Origin of the sequence: Streptomyces odontomachicola, assembly GCF_039605595.1 — a bacterium.
In the GTDB taxonomy this organism is placed as follows: Bacteria; Actinomycetota; Actinomycetes; order Streptomycetales; family Streptomycetaceae; genus Streptomyces.
In genome coordinates this window covers 362,752-378,556 of record NZ_JBCFOK010000005.1, presented here as the reverse complement: position 1 = coordinate 378,556, position 15,805 = coordinate 362,752, and the positions used below count along the sequence as shown (strand labels likewise).

Annotated in this window: 13 protein-coding genes; 6 read left to right on the top strand and 7 right to left on the bottom strand. The window is 73.0% G+C overall.

The annotated features are described in order from the left end of the window. Nucleotides 1-59 precede the first annotated feature (59 nt). Both ABEE00_RS11775 and ABEE00_RS11770 read left to right on the top strand, forming a co-directional pair. Nucleotides 60-1,091 carry an ATP-binding cassette domain-containing protein gene (locus ABEE00_RS11775; protein ID WP_345745297.1) on the top strand — a complete coding sequence of 344 codons (1,032 nt, stop codon included), beginning with the start codon at nt 60-62 and terminating at the stop codon, nt 1,089-1,091. Further along, a complete protein-coding gene (locus ABEE00_RS11770; RefSeq protein ID WP_451918551.1) occupies nt 1,088-1,963 on the top strand; it encodes an ABC transporter permease in 876 nt (291 codons plus the stop codon). Before ABEE00_RS11775 ends, ABEE00_RS11770 begins: the two co-directional genes overlap by 4 nt. Nucleotides 1,964-2,043: 80 nt before the next feature. Here the strand turns inward: ABEE00_RS11770 and ABEE00_RS11765 are convergent, their stop codons facing one another. Continuing rightward, nucleotides 2,044-5,667: an AfsR/SARP family transcriptional regulator gene (locus ABEE00_RS11765; protein WP_345745296.1), complete on the bottom strand. Its 3,624-nt coding sequence runs from the start codon at nt 5,665-5,667 to the stop codon at nt 2,044-2,046. Nucleotides 5,668-5,817: 150 nt separating this feature from the next. Here ABEE00_RS11765 and ABEE00_RS11760 point away from each other — a divergent pair, with 150 nt between their 5' ends. Continuing rightward, nucleotides 5,818-6,630, top strand: coding sequence for a site-2 protease family protein (locus tag ABEE00_RS11760; RefSeq protein WP_345745295.1), 813 nt, complete (start codon nt 5,818-5,820; stop codon nt 6,628-6,630). 7 nt (nt 6,631-6,637) lie between these two features. On the opposite strand, the gene ABEE00_RS11755 is transcribed toward ABEE00_RS11760, so the two are convergent. The 6 genes from ABEE00_RS11755 to ABEE00_RS11730 all read right to left on the bottom strand — a co-directional run bounded on the left by ABEE00_RS11755 (nt 6,638) and on the right by ABEE00_RS11730 (nt 12,211). After that, a complete protein-coding gene (locus tag ABEE00_RS11755) occupies nt 6,638-6,883 on the bottom strand; it encodes a hypothetical protein (RefSeq protein ID WP_345745294.1) in 246 nt (81 codons plus the stop codon). A 135-nt stretch (nt 6,884-7,018) separates the two neighbouring features. Beyond that, nucleotides 7,019-7,747 (bottom strand): NADPH-dependent F420 reductase, encoded by a 729-nt coding sequence (gene npdG / locus ABEE00_RS11750; protein WP_345745293.1) that lies wholly within the window; start codon nt 7,745-7,747, stop codon nt 7,019-7,021. A gap of 174 nt (nt 7,748-7,921) precedes the next feature. Beyond that, nucleotides 7,922-8,779: a carbohydrate ABC transporter permease gene (locus tag ABEE00_RS11745; RefSeq protein ID WP_451918560.1), complete on the bottom strand. Its 858-nt coding sequence runs from the start codon at nt 8,777-8,779 to the stop codon at nt 7,922-7,924. Between the two features lie 2 nt (nt 8,780-8,781). Beyond that, the gene (locus tag ABEE00_RS11740) at nt 8,782-9,801 is read right to left on the bottom strand and encodes a carbohydrate ABC transporter permease (RefSeq protein ID WP_345745291.1); all 1,020 of its coding nucleotides are present in this window, start codon (nt 9,799-9,801) and stop codon (nt 8,782-8,784) included. Further along, nucleotides 9,798-11,126 carry an ABC transporter substrate-binding protein gene (locus tag ABEE00_RS11735; protein WP_345745290.1) on the bottom strand — a complete coding sequence of 443 codons (1,329 nt, stop codon included), beginning with the start codon at nt 11,124-11,126 and terminating at the stop codon, nt 9,798-9,800. Before ABEE00_RS11735 ends, ABEE00_RS11740 begins: the two co-directional genes overlap by 4 nt. Beyond that, nucleotides 11,126-12,211, bottom strand: coding sequence for a sialidase family protein (locus ABEE00_RS11730; RefSeq protein ID WP_345745289.1), 1,086 nt, complete (start codon nt 12,209-12,211; stop codon nt 11,126-11,128). The genes ABEE00_RS11735 and ABEE00_RS11730 overlap by 1 nt, the downstream gene beginning before the upstream one ends. 182 nt (nt 12,212-12,393) lie before the next feature. Between ABEE00_RS11730 and ABEE00_RS11725 the strand changes: the two genes are divergently transcribed. The 3 genes from ABEE00_RS11725 (at nt 12,394) to ABEE00_RS11715 (ending at nt 15,801) form a co-directional block, all read left to right on the top strand. After that, entirely contained in the window at nt 12,394-13,005 is a 612-nt protein-coding gene (locus tag ABEE00_RS11725; protein ID WP_345745288.1) for a hypothetical protein, read from the top strand. A 152-nt stretch (nt 13,006-13,157) separates the two neighbouring features. Then, nucleotides 13,158-14,264 carry a substrate-binding domain-containing protein gene (locus ABEE00_RS11720; protein WP_345745287.1) on the top strand — a complete coding sequence of 369 codons (1,107 nt, stop codon included), beginning with the start codon at nt 13,158-13,160 and terminating at the stop codon, nt 14,262-14,264. Nucleotides 14,265-14,448: 184 nt separating this feature from the next. Further along, a complete protein-coding gene (locus ABEE00_RS11715) occupies nt 14,449-15,801 on the top strand; it encodes an ABC transporter substrate-binding protein (protein WP_451918559.1) in 1,353 nt (450 codons plus the stop codon). The last annotated feature ends 4 nt before the right edge of the window (nt 15,802-15,805 follow it).

Below are 15,805 nucleotides of genomic sequence, written 5' to 3'. Positions count from 1 at the left end.
TCTACCCGTATCGGCCGCCTGTCGGTGGATTGTCGGTGGCGGGTGGCACCTTTGTCTCCATGACGCGACACAAGACCACCACTCCGGGCCGCGGCGGGCCGAACGCCGTCGAAGTACGCGGTCTGGTCAAGCACTTCGGGGACAACAAGGCCGTCGACGGCATCGACCTCGACGTCCGCGAGGGCACCGTGATGGGCGTGCTCGGGCCGAACGGCGCGGGCAAGACCACCCTGGTCCGGATGCTCTCCACGCTGCTCGTGCCGGACGCGGGCCACGCGACCGTCGCGGGGTACGACGTCGTGCGCCAGCCCCGCGAGCTGCGCCGCACCATAGGCCTGACCGGGCAGTACGCCTCGGTCGACGAGAAGCTGTCCGGCTGGGAGAACCTCTACATGATCGGGCGGCTGCTCGACCTCTCCCGCAGGGACGCCAGGAAGCGCGCCGACGAGATGCTGGAGCGCTTCTCGCTGACCGAGGCGGCCAAGCGCCCGGCCAGCAAGTACAGCGGCGGCATGCGCCGCCGCCTCGACCTGGCCGCCTCCATGATCGGCCGGCCGCGCGTGCTGTATCTGGACGAGCCCACCACCGGCCTCGACCCCCGCACCCGCAACGAGGTGTGGGACGAGGTGCACAACATCGTCCAGGAGGGCAACACCGTCCTCCTCACCACGCAGTACATGGAGGAGGCCGAGCAGCTCGCCAGCGAGCTCACCGTGGTGGACCGCGGGCGGGTCATCGCCGAGGGCCGGGTGCACGAGCTCAAGGCCAAGGTCGGCGGCCGCACCCTGCGGATACGCCCGGCCGCCGCGGACGACCTGCGCCGGATGACCGAGGAGCTCGCGCACGCGGGCCTGGACGGCGTCGGCGGGGCCACCGCGGACGAGGGCGCGGGCGAGGTGTCCGTGCCGATCGTGAGCGACGAGCAACTGACGGCCGTGGTCGGCCTGTTGAGCGCCCGCGACTTCGCCATCGCCGACATCTCCACCCATCTGCCCAGCCTGGACGAGGTGTTCCTCGCCATCACAGGCCAGAAGGCCACCCACCAGGACGACGAGAGCACCGCCCACGAGACCGAGGAGGTCGCGGCGTGACCACCGCCACCGCACCCCAGGCGTCGGCCGCCACCGGCGCCCCGGCCCCCACGCCGCCCAAGCCGGGCGTGGACGAGGGCCGGATCGGCCTGCGGGCCAATCTGCGGCACATCGGCGCCCTGGTGCGCCGGAACGCCCTGCAGATCAAGCAGGACCCGGAGTCGATGATGGACGCGCTGCTGATGCCCATCATCTTCACCCTGCTCTTCGTGTACGTCTTCGGCGGCGCCATCGGCGGCGCCGGGGCGGGCGGCGGCGCCGGGCGCGAGAAGTACGTGCAGTATCTGGTGCCCGGCATGATGGCCATGATGTGCATGAACATCGCCATGGCGGTCGGCACCGGCATCAACGAGGACTTCCGCAAGGGCGTGATGGACCGCTTCCGGTCCATGCCCATAGCCCGCTCCTCGGTGCTCATAGCCAAGGTCGTGGTGGAGATAGCGCGCATGCTGGTCGCCATCGCGGTGCTGCTCACCGTGGGCTTCCTGGTGGGCTTCGACATCCAGGGGCACTGGCTCGGGATGCTCGCCTCGGTCGGCCTGACCGCGCTGTTCGGCGGCTCGCTGCTGTGGATCTTCATGATCCTGGGCCTCACCATGCGCACCGCGCAGGCCGTGCAGGGCGTGTCCTTCCTGGTGCTGATGCCGCTCCAGTTCGGCTCCTCGGTGTTCGTGCCGGTCAGCACGATGCCGGGCTGGCTGGAGTCCTTCACCCACGTCAACCCGCTGACCCAGCTCGCCGACGCGGCCCGCGCCCTGATGACGGGGCAGGGCGATGTGGCGGACCCGGTGATGTGGACCGTGGTCTGGTCGGTCGGCCTGACCGTGGTGATGGCGCCCATCGCCATCGCCAAGTTCCGCAAGAAGGCGTGAGCGCCGCCGAGTTCCGGACCCGGCACGCCGACCCGCCGCGCTGAGAGTCGCGTCGGCCGGGAGCGCGTCGGGGCGGCCGGTCAGCCGGCCGCCCGCTCCCGGACAGCGCGGTGGACGAGGGCGGTGGCCTCCTCCAAGGAGAGGCCGCCGCCCTTCGCGTAGGCGCGCGCGAAGTCCCGCTCCCCCAGCGCCTCCCGTACGGCCCGCTCCGCCGCGTCCCTGGCCTGCTGCTCATGGGGCTGGAGCCGGTAGCCCTCGGGCCGCCCGTTGTGCGCGTCGTGCGCGCCCAGCAGCGCCGCGCCGTCCTCGGCGCCGCCCAGCGCGGCCGAGGCCCAGGCGGCGAGCGGGAGCTGGCTGAGCAGCAGGTTCGGCACGAGCATCTCGCCGAGCTTCGTGTGCATCCGCCGCAGCGCCTCGCCCGAGGTGGCCAGGGCCTCCGCGTACGACCCGTCGAGGCAGTGCAGCCAGGCGAGGGCGCCCTGCACGATGCCGCAGAAGAGCGCGGGCTCGCGGTCGCGGAAGTGCGCCTCCTGCGGCTCCAGCCACTCCCGTGCCCGGTCCGTCTCCCCGCGCCGCCCCAGGTGCACGGCGTACTGGATCGCGGAGAAGTTCGGGCTCTCGCCCCGCGCGTCCTCCAGCTCCTCGGCCGCGGCCCGCAGCAGTTCACCGCCGCGCGCAGCCTCACGGGGATCGGCCGACTCCGCGAGGGCGCTGCCCAGACGGGAGCGCAGCATCGGCATCTGCTGGTGTGCGCCGATGCCCCCGGCGCGTTCCACGGCCCGCGCGAAGGCGGCGGCAGCGCGGTCGTACTCGCCGCGCAGCATGGCCACTTCGCCCTGCCCCGACAGCGCCTCGGCCTCGCCCCAGCCGTCCCCGAGCCGCGCGAAGATCTCCAGACTCTCGTCCGCGTCGCGCCCCGCGGCCTCCATCGCGCCGGGCTGCTCCTGGGTCATCTTGGTGCGCATCTGGAGCGTGAAGGCGAGGTCCCAGTCGTACCCGTGCGCGCGGCAGCCCTCGACGGAGGCGTCCAGCACCCGGCGCATCCCGGGGAAGCCCTCGGCCGTCATCCAGGCGAAGATCCACATGGCGCCCGGCAGGCGGCAGACCTGCGGCTGGCCCGGCTCGTACGAGGCGGCCACCACGCGCAGCGTGTCACCCCACGCGGAGCTCTCCGGCGACTCGGCGGCGATGGCGTCCTGCGCCGCGGCGATCCGCATCAGGGCCACCCCGCGCCGCGCCTCCGCCAGTACGTCGTCGCCGAGGGGCGGCGGGCTGTCCGTGCACTGCTCGTACACCGCCGGCACCGGTCCGGCGACGGGCCCGGCGAAGGGGTCGGGGCCGAGCGCGGCGACGGCGTCGGCCCAGCCGCGCGAGTCCGCGCGGTGGTCGCGGAGCTGCCAGAACCAGGCCATCGCGTGCACCAGCACCAGCCCCTCCTGCTCGTCGCGCGCGGCGACGGCGCGGCGCAGGGCGGTGCGGATGTTGTCGTGCTCGCGCTCCAGCAGGGCCATGGCGCGCACCTGGTCAGGGCCGCGGAGCAGGGGGTCGGTGGTGCGGGCGAGTTCGCGGTACGCGGTGAGGTGGCGGCGTTCGGCCGCCGCGCGCTCGCCCTCCTCCTCGGCGAGGCGCTCTGCCGCGTACTCGGCGACGGTCTCCAGCAGGTGGTAGCGCATGCCGCCGTCGCCGTACGGGTCCACGGGCGTGGCCACGACCAGCGACTTGTCGACAAGGGAGGCGAGCAGCGCGGCGGTGTCAGCGGGCTCTTCGCCGGGGCCTTCTCCCGAGCAGACCTCCTCGGCCTGTTCCAGCGCGCAGCCGCCGGAGAACACCGACAGCCGCCGCAGCACGGCCCGTTCGGGTTCCTCCAGCAGGTCCCATGACCAGTCGACGACCGCGCGCAGCGTCTGCTGGCGGGGCAGCGCGGTGCGGGCGCCGCTGGTCAGCACCCGGAACCTGTCGTCCAGGCGGTCCGCGAGCTGCCGCGGCGTGAGCGCGCGCAGCCGGGCGGCCGCCAGCTCGACGGCCAGCGGCAGGCCGTCCAGCCTGCGGCAGATCTCCGCGCAGGTCTCCGGGTCGTCCTCGGTACGGAAGCCGGGCCGGGCCGCGGCGCCCCGGTCGGCGAGCAACCGGAGGGAGACCGGCGCGGGCAGGGGATCGACGGGGCGCACGGTCTCGCCGGGCACGCCGAGGGGTTCCCTGCTGGTGGCCAGCACGGTGACGCCGGGGCAGGCGGTGAGCAGGGTCTCGGCGAGGGCCGCCGCCGCGTCGATGAGGTGCTCGCAGTTGTCGAGCACGAGCAGCATGCGGCGCTGCGCGCAGCGTTCGGCGAGCTGGGCGAGGGGGTCGTGCGCGTGCGGGTCGGCGGCCAGCACCTCGGCGGTGGCCGGGCGTACGACGGTTTCGCGGCCGCCGAGGGCGGTGAGGACGGTTTCGGCTACGCGGGATGTCGCGTCCGTGTCCGCCTCGGTGCGTACGGGGGCGAGCTCGGCGACCCAGACGCCGTCGGGCCACGCGTCGGGGGCGGCGGCGGTCGCGGCCTCCAGCGAGAGTCGGGTCTTCCCTGCGCCGCCGGGGCCGGTGAGCGTGAGCAGCCGCGCGCGCGGCAACTCCTCGGCGATGGCCCGCAGTTCCTCTTCTCGCCCGACGAAGCTGGTCAGCGGCACCCGCACGTTGCCCCGCGGCGGGGCGTCCGCCCCGCCCTCCCTGCGCTCCCCGCCCCCCGCCGGAGGTGTGGGCAGTCGTTCCGCAGGGGCGGAACGGGTGGGCACACCCGGAACCGCACCCGCGAGGCCACCCCTCCCCGCACCCACCGCAGGCGCAGCCGTCCCGCGCAGCGGATCCCTCGCGGGGGCGCCGGATTCGGGTGCCGGGGTGCGGTCCCTACGCGGGTGCGGTCCTGCGCTGTGCCCACCCTGCGCCCCTGGCGCAGACTGCCCACAGCGCAGGGCGGCGGAAGGGGCGCCGTCACCCCCACCACGCAGCAACTCCGCGTGCAGGGCGCGCAGTTCAGGGCCCGGGTCCGTGCCCAGGCGGGCGGCCAGGTCGCGGCGTACGGACTCGTACGCCTCCAGAGCCTCCGCGGGGCGGCCCGCATCCCGCAGCGCGCGCACATGCAGGAGCTGGGCCCGCTCGTCCAAGGGGTGCTCGGCCGCCAGCTCCCGCACCGCCGGCAGCGCCTGCTCGGCGCGCCCCAGCTCCAGTTCGGCGGCCAGCCGGGTGCGGCGCGCCGAGAGCCACCGCTCACGCGCCCGTACCCCCGCCGCACCGCCCCCGTCCGGCAGGTCGGCGAAGACGGGCCCGTGCCACAGCGCCAGCGCCTCGTCCAGCAGGTCGGCGGCCTTCGCCGGTTCGCCTCCTGCCAGCAGCCCGCTGCCCTCGCCCGCGAGGCGTTCGAAGCGGAACAGGTCGATGTCGTCGCGCTCGACGACGAGCCGGTATCCGCCCGCGCCGGAGGCCACCGCATCTCGGCCCAGCGCCCGGCGCAGCCGGCCCACCAGGGCCTGGAGCGCGGCGAGTTCGTCGTCGGGCGCCGACTCCTCGCCCGGCCACACCCGCGCGGCCAGCGACCCCGTGCTCACGGCGCGCCCGCCCGCCATGGCCAGCGCGGTCAGCAGCGCGCGCAGCCGCGGACCGCCCGTCGGCACCGGGGTGCCGTCCGGGCGCCATGCCGCGACGGGCCCCAGAACGCGGTATCGAAGACGCACCGTTTCAGCATGCCAGGCGCCCCCGCACCGGCCCACGCGCGCACCCGCGCAGCGCACCGCCGCACACGGGCCCGCCCTCCGCCGCACCCGCGCCGCACATACGCGGGGTAACTCGCGACCCCGCACCGCCGCCCGGTACGGTCCCCTTCCATGACCAGCACCTCCACCCATCCCGAACACCACCGCATCAGCCCGGTCTTTCTCGCGCTGCTGGCGGTCATGGGGATCTCCGGATGGGCGGTGTGGTCCGGCTGGACCGGGGTCACCGGGATCGCGGTGTTCCTGTTCGTGGTGTCCGGCTGGATCGTCTCGCTCTGTCTGCACGAGTTCGCGCACGCGACGACGGCCCTGCGCGGCGGCGACACCTCGGTCGGCGCGAAGGGCTATCTGACCCTCAACCCGCTGAAGTACACGCACGCGCTGCTCAGCATCGTGCTGCCGGTGATCTTCGTGATCATGGGCGGCATCGGGCTGCCGGGCGGCGCGGTCTACATCGAGCGCGGCAGGATCGGCGGCCGCTTCCGCAGGCTCAAGAACAGCCTGATCTCGGCGGCGGGACCGCTCACCAACGCCTTCTTCGCGGTGCTGCTGACCGCGCCGTTCTGGCTGGGCGCGGTGGGTGATGTGCCGTACGCGTTCAGATCGGCGCTGGCGTTCCTGGCGATGCTCCAGGTCACGGCCGCGATCCTGAACTTCGTACCGGTGCCGGGCCTGGACGGCTACGGGGTGCTGGAGCCCTGGCTCAGCCACGGGCTGCGGCGGCAGGCCGAGCCCTTCGCGCCCTTCGGGCTGCTGATCGTCTTCGGCTGCCTGTGGATCCCGTCGGTGAACCACGCCTTCTGGGGCATGATCGACACGGTGACGGGCTGGCTGGGGGTCTCCCCCGCGGACGTGGACTACGGCCTGGAGTACTTCCGCTTCTGGCAGGGCGAGCCGCAGATCACCATGACGCCGCCCCCGTGACCGGGGACTATTCCGCGGCGGCCCGGGGCTGGGCCTGAGCCTGGTCGGCGTCGGCCCCGGCGGTGCGCGCCGCGCGGGCCCGCTTCACGTAGTACCAGGCCATGTTGGAGGTCAGCCCGGCCAGCAGCACCCAGACGATCCCGAGCCAGCTCCCCTTCGCGAAGGAGACCACGGCGGCCGCCACCGCCAGCAGGCAGACGACGACGGCGTACGCGGCGAAGCCGCGGGGCGAGCGGGGGGTCAGGGCGGGCATGGGGGTGTTCTCCAGACGGACCGCAGAAATCGACGACCCGCCCATTGTCCCCCATGCCCTGCGGCGATCTTCAGCGCGTACGGGACCGCGCCCGCACCCGCGCCCGCACCCGTACGAGGAAGGCCGGGGCCCCGGTCAGATGTCGGTGAGCCGCACCCCGGCGTGCGCCTTGTAGCGGCGGTTCACCGAGATGAGGTTGGCGACCAGGGACTCGACCTGGTGCGCGTTGCGCAGCCGCCCGGCGAACACGCCGCGCATGCCCGGGATGCGCTGGGCCAGCGCCTGCACGGTCTCGCAGTCGGCGCGCACCTCGCCGAGCACCATCACATCGGTCTCGATCTCCTCGACCTCGGCGTCGGAGAGCAGCACGGCCGAGAGGTGGTGGAAGGCGGCGGTGACCCGCGAGTCGGGCAGCAGGGCGGCGGCCTGCTCGGCTGCGCTGCCCTCCTCCGGCTTGAGCGCGTAGGCGCCCTTCTTGTCGAAGCCGAGCGGGTTCACGCAGTCCACGACGAGCTTCCCTGACAGCTCCTCGCGCAGCGACTCCAGCGTCTTCGCGTGCCCGTCCCAGGGCACCGCCACGATCACGATGTCGGAGCGCCGGGCGCACTCGGCGTTCTCCAGGCCCTCGACGCCGTGGCCCAGTTCGGCCGCCCCCTGCTCGGCGCGGTCGGCCTTGCGGGAGCCGATGATGACCTTCTGGCCGACGCGGGCCAGCCGGTACGCGAGGCCGCGGCCCTGGTCGCCGGTGCCGCCGAGCACGCCGACGGTGAGCCCGGAGACGTCGGGCAGGTCCCAGGGGTCCTTCCTGGGCTGGGGGGTCGCGGTCGATCCGGTGCTTCCGGAGGAGGCTGTGGGAGAGGTCATACGGCGATCCTGCCACCGCGCTCCGGTACGGCGCCCGGTCCGCGCACCGTGAAGGTGATCACTCCCGCACGGTGCGCGGACCGGGAATACGTACGCCCCTCGTACGCGGACCGGCCCCTCGTACGCGGACCGTCCCTCGTACGCGAGCCGGCATCCCGTACGCGGTCCCGGCGCTCAGTTCTTGACGCTGCCCTCGGTGAGCCCCGCGCGCCAGTACCTCTGGAGCGCGGCGATCAGCACCATCAGCGGGACCACGGAGACGAAGGCGCCGCCCACCGTGTACTGGTACAGCTCGGGCTGCCGGTCGGCGAAGCCCTGCCAGCTCGTGAGGCCCACGGAGATCGGGTACAGCTTCGAGTCGGCGAGCATGACCAGGGGCAGGAAGAAGCTGTTCCAGATGTGCACGAACTGGAAGAGGAACACGGTCACCAGCGCGGGCGTCATCATCCGCAGCGAGAGGGTGCGGAAGATCCGTACCTCTCCCGAGCCGTCGATGCGGGCCGCCTCCAGCAGCTCGTCGGGGACGGCGGCCGCCGCGTAGATCCGGCACAGGTAGACGCCGAACGGGCTGACCATGCTCGGGAGCAGCACCGACCAGTAGGTGTTGGCCATGCCGGCCTGGCTGAACAGCAGGTACAGCGGCAGCGCGAGCACCGTCTGCGGGAGCAGCACGCCGGCGAGCACGATGTTGAAGATGGTCTCGCGGCCGCGGAAGGAGTACTTGGCGAGCGCGTACCCGGCTGCCGCCGAGAACAGGGTCGCCGCCAGCGCGCCGACTCCCGCGTACAGCAGGCTGTTCGCGGTCCAGCGCAGGTAGATGTGGTCGTTGAAGGCGAGCATGTCGCCGAGCCGCTTGATCGGCTGCGGGTCGTGGAACCACAGCCCGAAGGAGCCGAACAGGCCCTCGGTGCTCTTGGTCGCGGACACCACCAGCCAGTACACCGGCAGCAGGAAGTACAGCATGGCGATGGTCAGCACCGTCAGGGTGATGATCCGCCAGCGCACCGGCACGCGCCGGGCCGTCGACTGCATGCTCATGCGCGCTTCCCGTCTCTCGCCCCTGAACCGCCGTTGTACGCGCCGGGCGCCCTTCGCTTCCGCTTGCGTTCCGCGCCCTGCCCGCCGACGAGCTTGAGGAAGCCGAAGGAGAGTACGCAGGCGAGCAGCGCCAGCAGGACCGCCTCGGCGGCCGCCGTGTGCTGGTTGTTGCTCTTGAACGCCTCGGTGTAGGCGTGCAGGTTGGGCGTGAACCCGGAGTCGATCGAGCTGGTGAAGGGCTTGAGCACCATCGGCTCGGCGAAGAGCTGGATGCACCCGATGATGCTGAACACCGCGGTGAGCACCAGCGCCGGGCGGATCAGCGGCAGCTTGATGTGCACCGCGACCTGCCAGGCGTTCGCGCCGTCGATCCGCGCGGCCTCGTACAGATCCCCGGAGATCGACTTCAGTTGGGCCACCAGGACCAGCATGTTGTAGCCGGTGAACTGCCAGACCACGATGTTGGCGATCGACCACAGGATCGCGTCGTGGCCGAGGAAGTCCACGTTCCAGCCCAGCGAGTGAGCCATCTCCACGAACGGGCTGATGCCCGGCACGTACAGGAAGCCCCACAGGATGGAGGCGATCACGCCTGGCACCCCGTACGGCAGGAAGTACGCCGTACGGAAGAAGGGGATCCAGCGGGCCGAAGCGGCCTCCAGGAGCAGCGCCAGCACGGTGGCCAGCGTCAGCATCACCGGGATCTGCACCACGGCGAACAGCAGCACCCGCGCGAACCCGGCCATGAACCGGCTGTTCTCCAGGGCGTGCCCGTAGTTCTCCAGGCCCGCGAACACGGTGTGCGTCGCGCCCAGGCCGAAGCTCCCCGTGTGCTCCTCGCGGAACAGGCTGGTGTAGATCGCGTAGATCACCGGCGCGATGAAGGTGAGCAGGAACAGCGCGCAGAACGGGAGCAGGAAGTAGAGCGCGGCGCGCCGGGTTCTGCGGTGCGGCGAGGTCCCGCCCTTCGGCGCCGGTGCCGCCGGCGCCTGGCGGCCCTGAGCTGTGGTCGTCATCCGGCCCTCACCTTCAGCCCCTTGGTCCTCAGGTCGTCGACGTGCTCCTTCTGCACGGTCCTGAGCACCTTGCGGAAGGGTGTGCCCTCGGCCAGCGCGTCGTTGAAGGCGTCCCAGAGCCGGAGGTTGAGCGTGTCCATCAGCGGTCCCCACTGCCAGCTCGTGTCCACGCCCTTGTCGGCGTGCTCGAAGACGTGGCTGTAGTGCTGGCCGCCGAAGAACTTGCGGCCCATCTCGGTGTCCTCGGGTTTCCAGCCCTTCTTCGCGGCGGGCCATCCGGCGCCGCCCTTGATCAGCGCCTGCACCGCGTCCGGGTCGGAGTTGAGCCACACCGCGAAGTCCATGGCGTCGCGCGGATAGGTGCAGCCCTTGAACACCGCGGTGGTCGAGCCGCCCCAGTTGGCCTGCGCGTCGGCGCCCTTCTCCCACTGCGGCATCGGGTGCGCGCGCCACTTGCCCGCTGTGGGGCCGCCGTTGCCGACCAGCAGCGCGTCGCCCCAGCTGGCCGCGAGCCAGCCCACGATGGAGCCGGTCTGCACGTCCTTGTACCAGGCGTTGCGCTGGTCGGGGATGGTCATGATCAGTTTCCGGCGGACCAGGTTCTCCCAGTAGTCGGCGACCTTGCGGGTCGGCCCGTCGTCGAGGGTGATGATCCACTCGTCGCCCTCGGCGCGGAACCACTTGGCGCCGGCCTGCCACGCGTACCCGGTGAAGCGCTGGGAGTTGGGGCTGGCGAAGGTCTCGATGTAGGCGCCGTTCTTGCGCACCTGCTCGGCCGCGCGCTCGTACTCGTCCCAGGTGCCGGGCACCTCGATGCCCCACTTGTCGAAGAGGTCCTGCCGCAGGAACATCCCCATCGGGCCGCTGGCCTGCGGGATCGCGAAGACGGACTTGCCGAACACCGACTGCTTCCACTGCCAGCCGGTGAACTTCCGCCGCGCCGCCTCGGTGTCGCCGATCTTCGTCAGGTCCAGCAGGGCGCCGTCCAGCACGAAGGCCGAGATGATCGGGAACTCGATCTGTGCGAGGTCCGGTGGGTTCTTCGCCTTCACCGCCGAGTTCATCTTCGCGTACTGGATGCCGTCGATCGCGGACAGCAGCTCCAGGTTGACCTGCACGTCCGGGTTGCGCTTGTTCCACAGGTCCACGGCGTTGCCGATCATCGGCACCCAGGACCAGAAGGTCAGGCTGATCTTCTGGCCTTCCTTCCTGACCTTCTGCCCGGTGCTGCCGCCGCAGCCCGCGAGCGCGAGCGCGGAGGCCGCGGCGGCGGTCCCGCCGAGGACGGCGCGTCTGCCGGGGCCGCTCCCGTATCTGCCGCTCATCACAGCTCCTCCGTCGGAATCCGCCGGAACGCAAGGGTTTCGTAGGGGCCCTCGGCCCCGGTCTCGTAGAGCAGTCCCACCGCCGTCTCATCGGCGCGTACGAGGTCGGAGTACGCTGCCGGGCGCTCGTCCACGGTGTGCGCCGTGCGCCATCTGGCCCCGCCGTCCGCGCTGGCCCGCACGGTCATCCGCTTGCGCACCTGCGGATCGGCCGGCGCGGAGAACAGCAGCAGGTCGGGGCCGCGCAGCTGGAGCACGCTGCCCTGCACGACGGGCGCGGTCAGCGCGGCGGCCGGGGCGAAGGGCCGGTCCAGCGCCGCTCCCCCGTCGGAGGACCAGGCGTGCGCGCGGTGCGCGAGCGAGAGCGAGTCGTTGCGGGTGTTGAAGTAGATCCGCCCGTCGGGGAGTTCGGCCGCGGTGCTCTCGTTGACGTTCACCCGGCCGTCAGGTACGTCGTCGAGGTAGCCGGTGCGCCAGCTCTCTCCCCCGTCGTCGCTCAGCAGGTCGTGCCCGCCGTCGTACTTGCCCTCGGTGCCGTCGCCGTCGCCCGCCGGGGGGATCGAGTGGTTGGCCGGCACCACGAGGCGGCCCGCGTACGGGGGACGGGTGAGCGCGATGGCGTGGCCCGGGGTGGTCGCGTACCAGCGCCATTCGGGGCGCTTCACCGAAGCGGTGATCTCGCGCGGCGGCGACCAGCTCTCCCCCGCGTCGTCGCTGTGCCGCACCCACACCCGGCGCCCGTCGGCGGCCGACACCTGGCCGCGCCGGATGCGCTGCTCGGTCGCCGAGGCGGCGGTGCGCACGAAGACGAGCAGCACGCGCCCGTCGGCGCGCACCACGGGCGAGGGGTTCCCCGAGGTCCCGGTGCCGTTGGAGTCCACGACCTGTAACGGGCCCCAGGTGCGTCCGCCGTCCGTGGAGCGCTTGCACACCAGGTCGATATCGCCGCTGTCGGAGGAGGAGCGCACCCGGCCCTCGGCGAAGGCCAGCAGCGCGCGGTCGGCCGCCCGTACGCATGCGGGAATGCGGAAGCTGGCGTACCCCTCATCACCTGCACGGAACGCTACGGAGGTCTGGTACGGCATGGAGCGGCTCCCCCAATACCCGGATGTAGGACGTCCCTTGTCCTGCGGTGACAGTAAGCACGCCCCCATGGACCGTCAAGAAATCCCGCACGGCGCGTTGCGGGCGGCCGCGATCCCTTCGTTACGGGGATTGTGGGGGCGAACCGCCGCGTCCGGGAGGGCCCGTGGGTCACAATCCGGCCATGGATGCGGTACGAGTCGCACTGCTGCGGGAAGTGCTCGCGGGGACCGAGTGGGTGCAGGCCACCCGGAGGTTCGCCGGGGCGCTGCGCTCCTCGGTGGTGCCGCGCGGCGGCGGGCTGCTGCTGGTGGGCACCGAGGCGTACGAGCCGTGGCACCTGGCGGCACACCTGGACGACGAGGCCGCCTGGTCTGGCCTCCCCGAGCTCTCCCCGACGCTGGTACGCCACCGGGTCCCGCACTCGGCGCCGGCCCACCTCTCCGTGGACCTGGGCCGCATCGAGGCGGCTGGGCGCGCGGAGACGCTGCTGGTGGTCGCGGCCGAGCAGCCGGGCGAGGGGCTGCTGGAGCGGGTGCAGGACGCGCGGCGGGCGGGGGCGACGGTGCTGGCGCTGGACGACGAACAGGCCGGGGACGGCGGGGAGTTGCACGGTGTCGCGCACGAAGCCTTGAGTGCGCGGGCGTCCGAGGTCGGGCTGGAGGCCGTGCAGCATCTGGTGAGTGCGGCTGCTGGGGAGAATTCCGCGCTGCCGCGCGGGAAGGGGCGCGGCTTTCGGGATCGCTTGTCGCGGGTGGCTGAGCAGTTGACGTCGCCGCCGCCTACGCGGTGGTGAACCGGGGCTTCGCCCCGGGCCCCGTTGGGTGTGGGGGCGCTTCCCGCTAGAGGGGTGCGGTCCGCTGTGCCCGCCCGTTCCGCCCCTGCGGAACGATCGCCCACAGCTAGTCTGTGCGCTGCTAACGGTCAATCGAACACGCAGGGGGCCCGATGCGGGAGTCCGTGGAGCGGCGGCGAGGGCGCATAGTCGAGGCCGTGCGGAGTCGGGGGATGGCTCGGGTCGCGGAGTTGGCTGAGGAGCTGGAGGTCTCCGCCGTGACCGTGCGGCGGGACGTGGAGCACCTCGCCCAGGCAGGCAGGCTGCGGCGCAGCTACGGCGTGGTGCGCGCGGCCGAACCCGTACCGGAGACCCCGCACGAGGGCACCGTGAGCGGCGAGGCCGTCGGCCTCATCGTCCCCGAGCACCATTCGTACCTCTTCGAGGCCGTGCACGGGGCCCGCGCCGTGCTGGAGGCCGCCGGCATGCGGCTCGCCCTGCACATCGCCCCGCACACCGAGCACGCCGAACGCACCATGGCGGAACGGGCGTTGCGCGAGGGCGCGCGGGGCCTGCTCGTCGCGCCGCGGTGGCGCAGCGCGCGGGACGAGCGCGCCGACGAGGAGTGGCTCGCCGGGCTCCCCGTACCCGCTGTGCTGCTGGAGCGGCGTCCCGCCGCCGGCAGTCCGCTGCACGCGATGGACTCGGTGCGCTCGGACCACTGGTACGGCACCCACCTCGCCGTACGGCACCTCACCGCGCTGGGCCACCGCAGGATCGTGCTGGCCGCGCGGGACGACAGCCCGACGGCCCGCACCGTACGCGCGGCCTTCGCGGCGATGGCCGAGGAGCGCCCCGAGGTCGAGGGCTGGGCGGTGGTGCTCAGTTCGCCGGACGCGGGGCCGCACGACCGCGCGCACGACGCGTCGGGCACCCCGCTCGACCTGGCCGCCGTGCTGCGCGAACACCGCGCGACGGCCGCCGTGCTGCACGGCGACGTGGACGCGCTGATGCTGGTCCAGCGGCTCCAGGACGGCGGGGTGCGGGTGCCGGGCGACTGCTCGGTCGTGGCGTACGACGACGTGGTGGCGGCCCTCGGCAGCACCCCGCTCACCGCCGTGGCCCCGCCGAAGGACGAACTCGGGCGCGCCGCGGCCGAGTTGCTGCTGCGCAGGCTGCGGCATCCGGCGGGCGCCCGGCCCGGGGCCGTGCGCAGGATCGAGCTGCTGCCGGAGCTCCAGGTGCGCGGCTCCACCGCCGCCCTCACCCTTCCGGAATGAGCGTTTGACCGCTTCACGCGTGTTCTGAACGGTCCATTGACCGGCTGCACGGAAGCGCTCAGGATTCCGGTGATTCCACGGCGGGACCGCCGCCGACACCGGGCCCCTCGGGAGGCAACCCGTGCGCCGACGACGTCCTGCACTCCGTACCCGACCGCCGACCCGCACCCGACCCCGTACCCGACTGGCCGTGCTCGCCGCCGCGTTGGCGCTGACCGGCGCCACCGCCGGCTGCGGCGCCGACTCCGTACGCAGTGCAGGCGACGGCCCCGTGCATCTCACCTTCTGGTCCGCGCTGCGCGGCAGCAAGGAGGTCGTGGACGCCTTCAACCGCACGCACGACCGCGTGCACGTCGACTTCCAGCAGGTGCCCAGCGGTCTCCAGGGCGGCTACGCGAAGCTCGGCAACGCGGCCCGCGCGGGCAACGCGCCGGACGTGGCCACCCTCGAATACCCGCAGGTCCCGGGCTTCGCCATCGACGGCGTCGCGCGCGACGTCACCCCGCTGATCAGCAAGGACCTGCGCCGCAAGCTGCTGCCGCAGTCCCTCGCGCTGACCACTTTCGCGGGCCGCGCGTACGCCGTGCCGCTCGACGTGGAGCCGATGATCTACCTGTACCGGAAGGACGTGTTCGAGCGGCACGGCATCGACGTGCCCCGTACGTGGCGGCAGTTCGCCAAGGCCGCGGCCGAGGTGCGGCGGAAGGTTCCCGGCGCGCGGATCGTGAACCTGCCGACCGACGGTGCGCCGCTGTTCGCGGGGTTCTCCTGGCAGGCGGGCGCCCGGTGGTTCGGCACCGAGGGCGGGGCCGCCGACGGCAAGTGGCGGGTGTCCATGGACGACCGCCCGACCCGCCGAGTGGCCGCCTACTGGCAGCGGTTGCTCGACCGCGGCCTGATCACCAGCAACCCCGGCGACACCCAGCAGGGCATGGCGCAGCTCGGCAACGGGACGGTGCTCGGCAGGCTCACCGGCGCGTGGGAGGCGGGCGCGCAGATCGCCGCGCACCCGGGGCAGAAGGGCAAGTGGGCGGTGGCCCCGCTGCCGCGCTGGGGCTCGGGGCCCGGGCGCACGAGCATCGGCACGCAGGGCGGCTCCACCTTCGCGGTGACCCGGGACAGCAGGCATCCGCGCGCCGCGATGGAGTTCATCGAGTGGCAGGTGAGCAGCCCCGAGGCGCTGCGCGCGCGGCTGTCCAGCGGGGTCAGCAGCCAGTATCCGGCCGTGCCCTCCCTCGTACCGGTCGCCCGCAAGGCGTTCGACGAGAGCTACTACGGGGGCCAGGACGTCTACGGCCTCTTCCGCAGGGAGGCCGAGCGGATCTCCGCGCGGTGGCGCTGGGGCCCGCGCATGACCGCCACCCACAAGGTCATGCAGGACGGCTTCGCCCGCGCGGCGGGCGGCGACGGCACGCTGCTCGGCGCCGTGCGCGAGGCACAGCGCTCCACGCTGCCGGACCTCAGGGCGCTGGGGCTCGGCGTCAGGGTGGGGCCGCCCGATGCCGCGCCGAAATCCCGTACCGGGCACGGCAGGTGATCCC

What these genes read in the sequence shown, in the direction of transcription:
- ABEE00_RS11720 (WP_345745287.1), top strand. Translation starts at nt 13,158, where the DNA reads ATGCGGGAGTCCGTGGAGCGGCGGCGAGGGCGCATAGTCGAGGCCGTG.
- ABEE00_RS11735 (WP_345745290.1), bottom strand. Translation starts at nt 11,126, where the DNA reads ATGAGCGGCAGATACGGGAGCGGCCCCGGCAGACGCGCCGTCCTCGGC.
- ABEE00_RS11740 (WP_345745291.1), bottom strand. Translation starts at nt 9,801, where the DNA reads ATGACGACCACAGCTCAGGGCCGCCAGGCGCCGGCGGCACCGGCGCCG.
- npdG (WP_345745293.1), bottom strand. Translation starts at nt 7,747, where the DNA reads ATGACCTCTCCCACAGCCTCCTCCGGAAGCACCGGATCGACCGCGACC.
- ABEE00_RS11730 (WP_345745289.1), bottom strand. Translation starts at nt 12,211, where the DNA reads ATGCCGTACCAGACCTCCGTAGCGTTCCGTGCAGGTGATGAGGGGTAC.
- ABEE00_RS11760 (WP_345745295.1), top strand. Translation starts at nt 5,818, where the DNA reads ATGACCAGCACCTCCACCCATCCCGAACACCACCGCATCAGCCCGGTC.
- ABEE00_RS11755 (WP_345745294.1), bottom strand. Translation starts at nt 6,883, where the DNA reads ATGCCCGCCCTGACCCCCCGCTCGCCCCGCGGCTTCGCCGCGTACGCC.
- ABEE00_RS11745 (WP_451918560.1), bottom strand. Translation starts at nt 8,779, where the DNA reads ATGCAGTCGACGGCCCGGCGCGTGCCGGTGCGCTGGCGGATCATCACC.
- ABEE00_RS11725 (WP_345745288.1), top strand. Translation starts at nt 12,394, where the DNA reads ATGGATGCGGTACGAGTCGCACTGCTGCGGGAAGTGCTCGCGGGGACC.
- ABEE00_RS11775 (WP_345745297.1), top strand. Translation starts at nt 60, where the DNA reads ATGACGCGACACAAGACCACCACTCCGGGCCGCGGCGGGCCGAACGCC.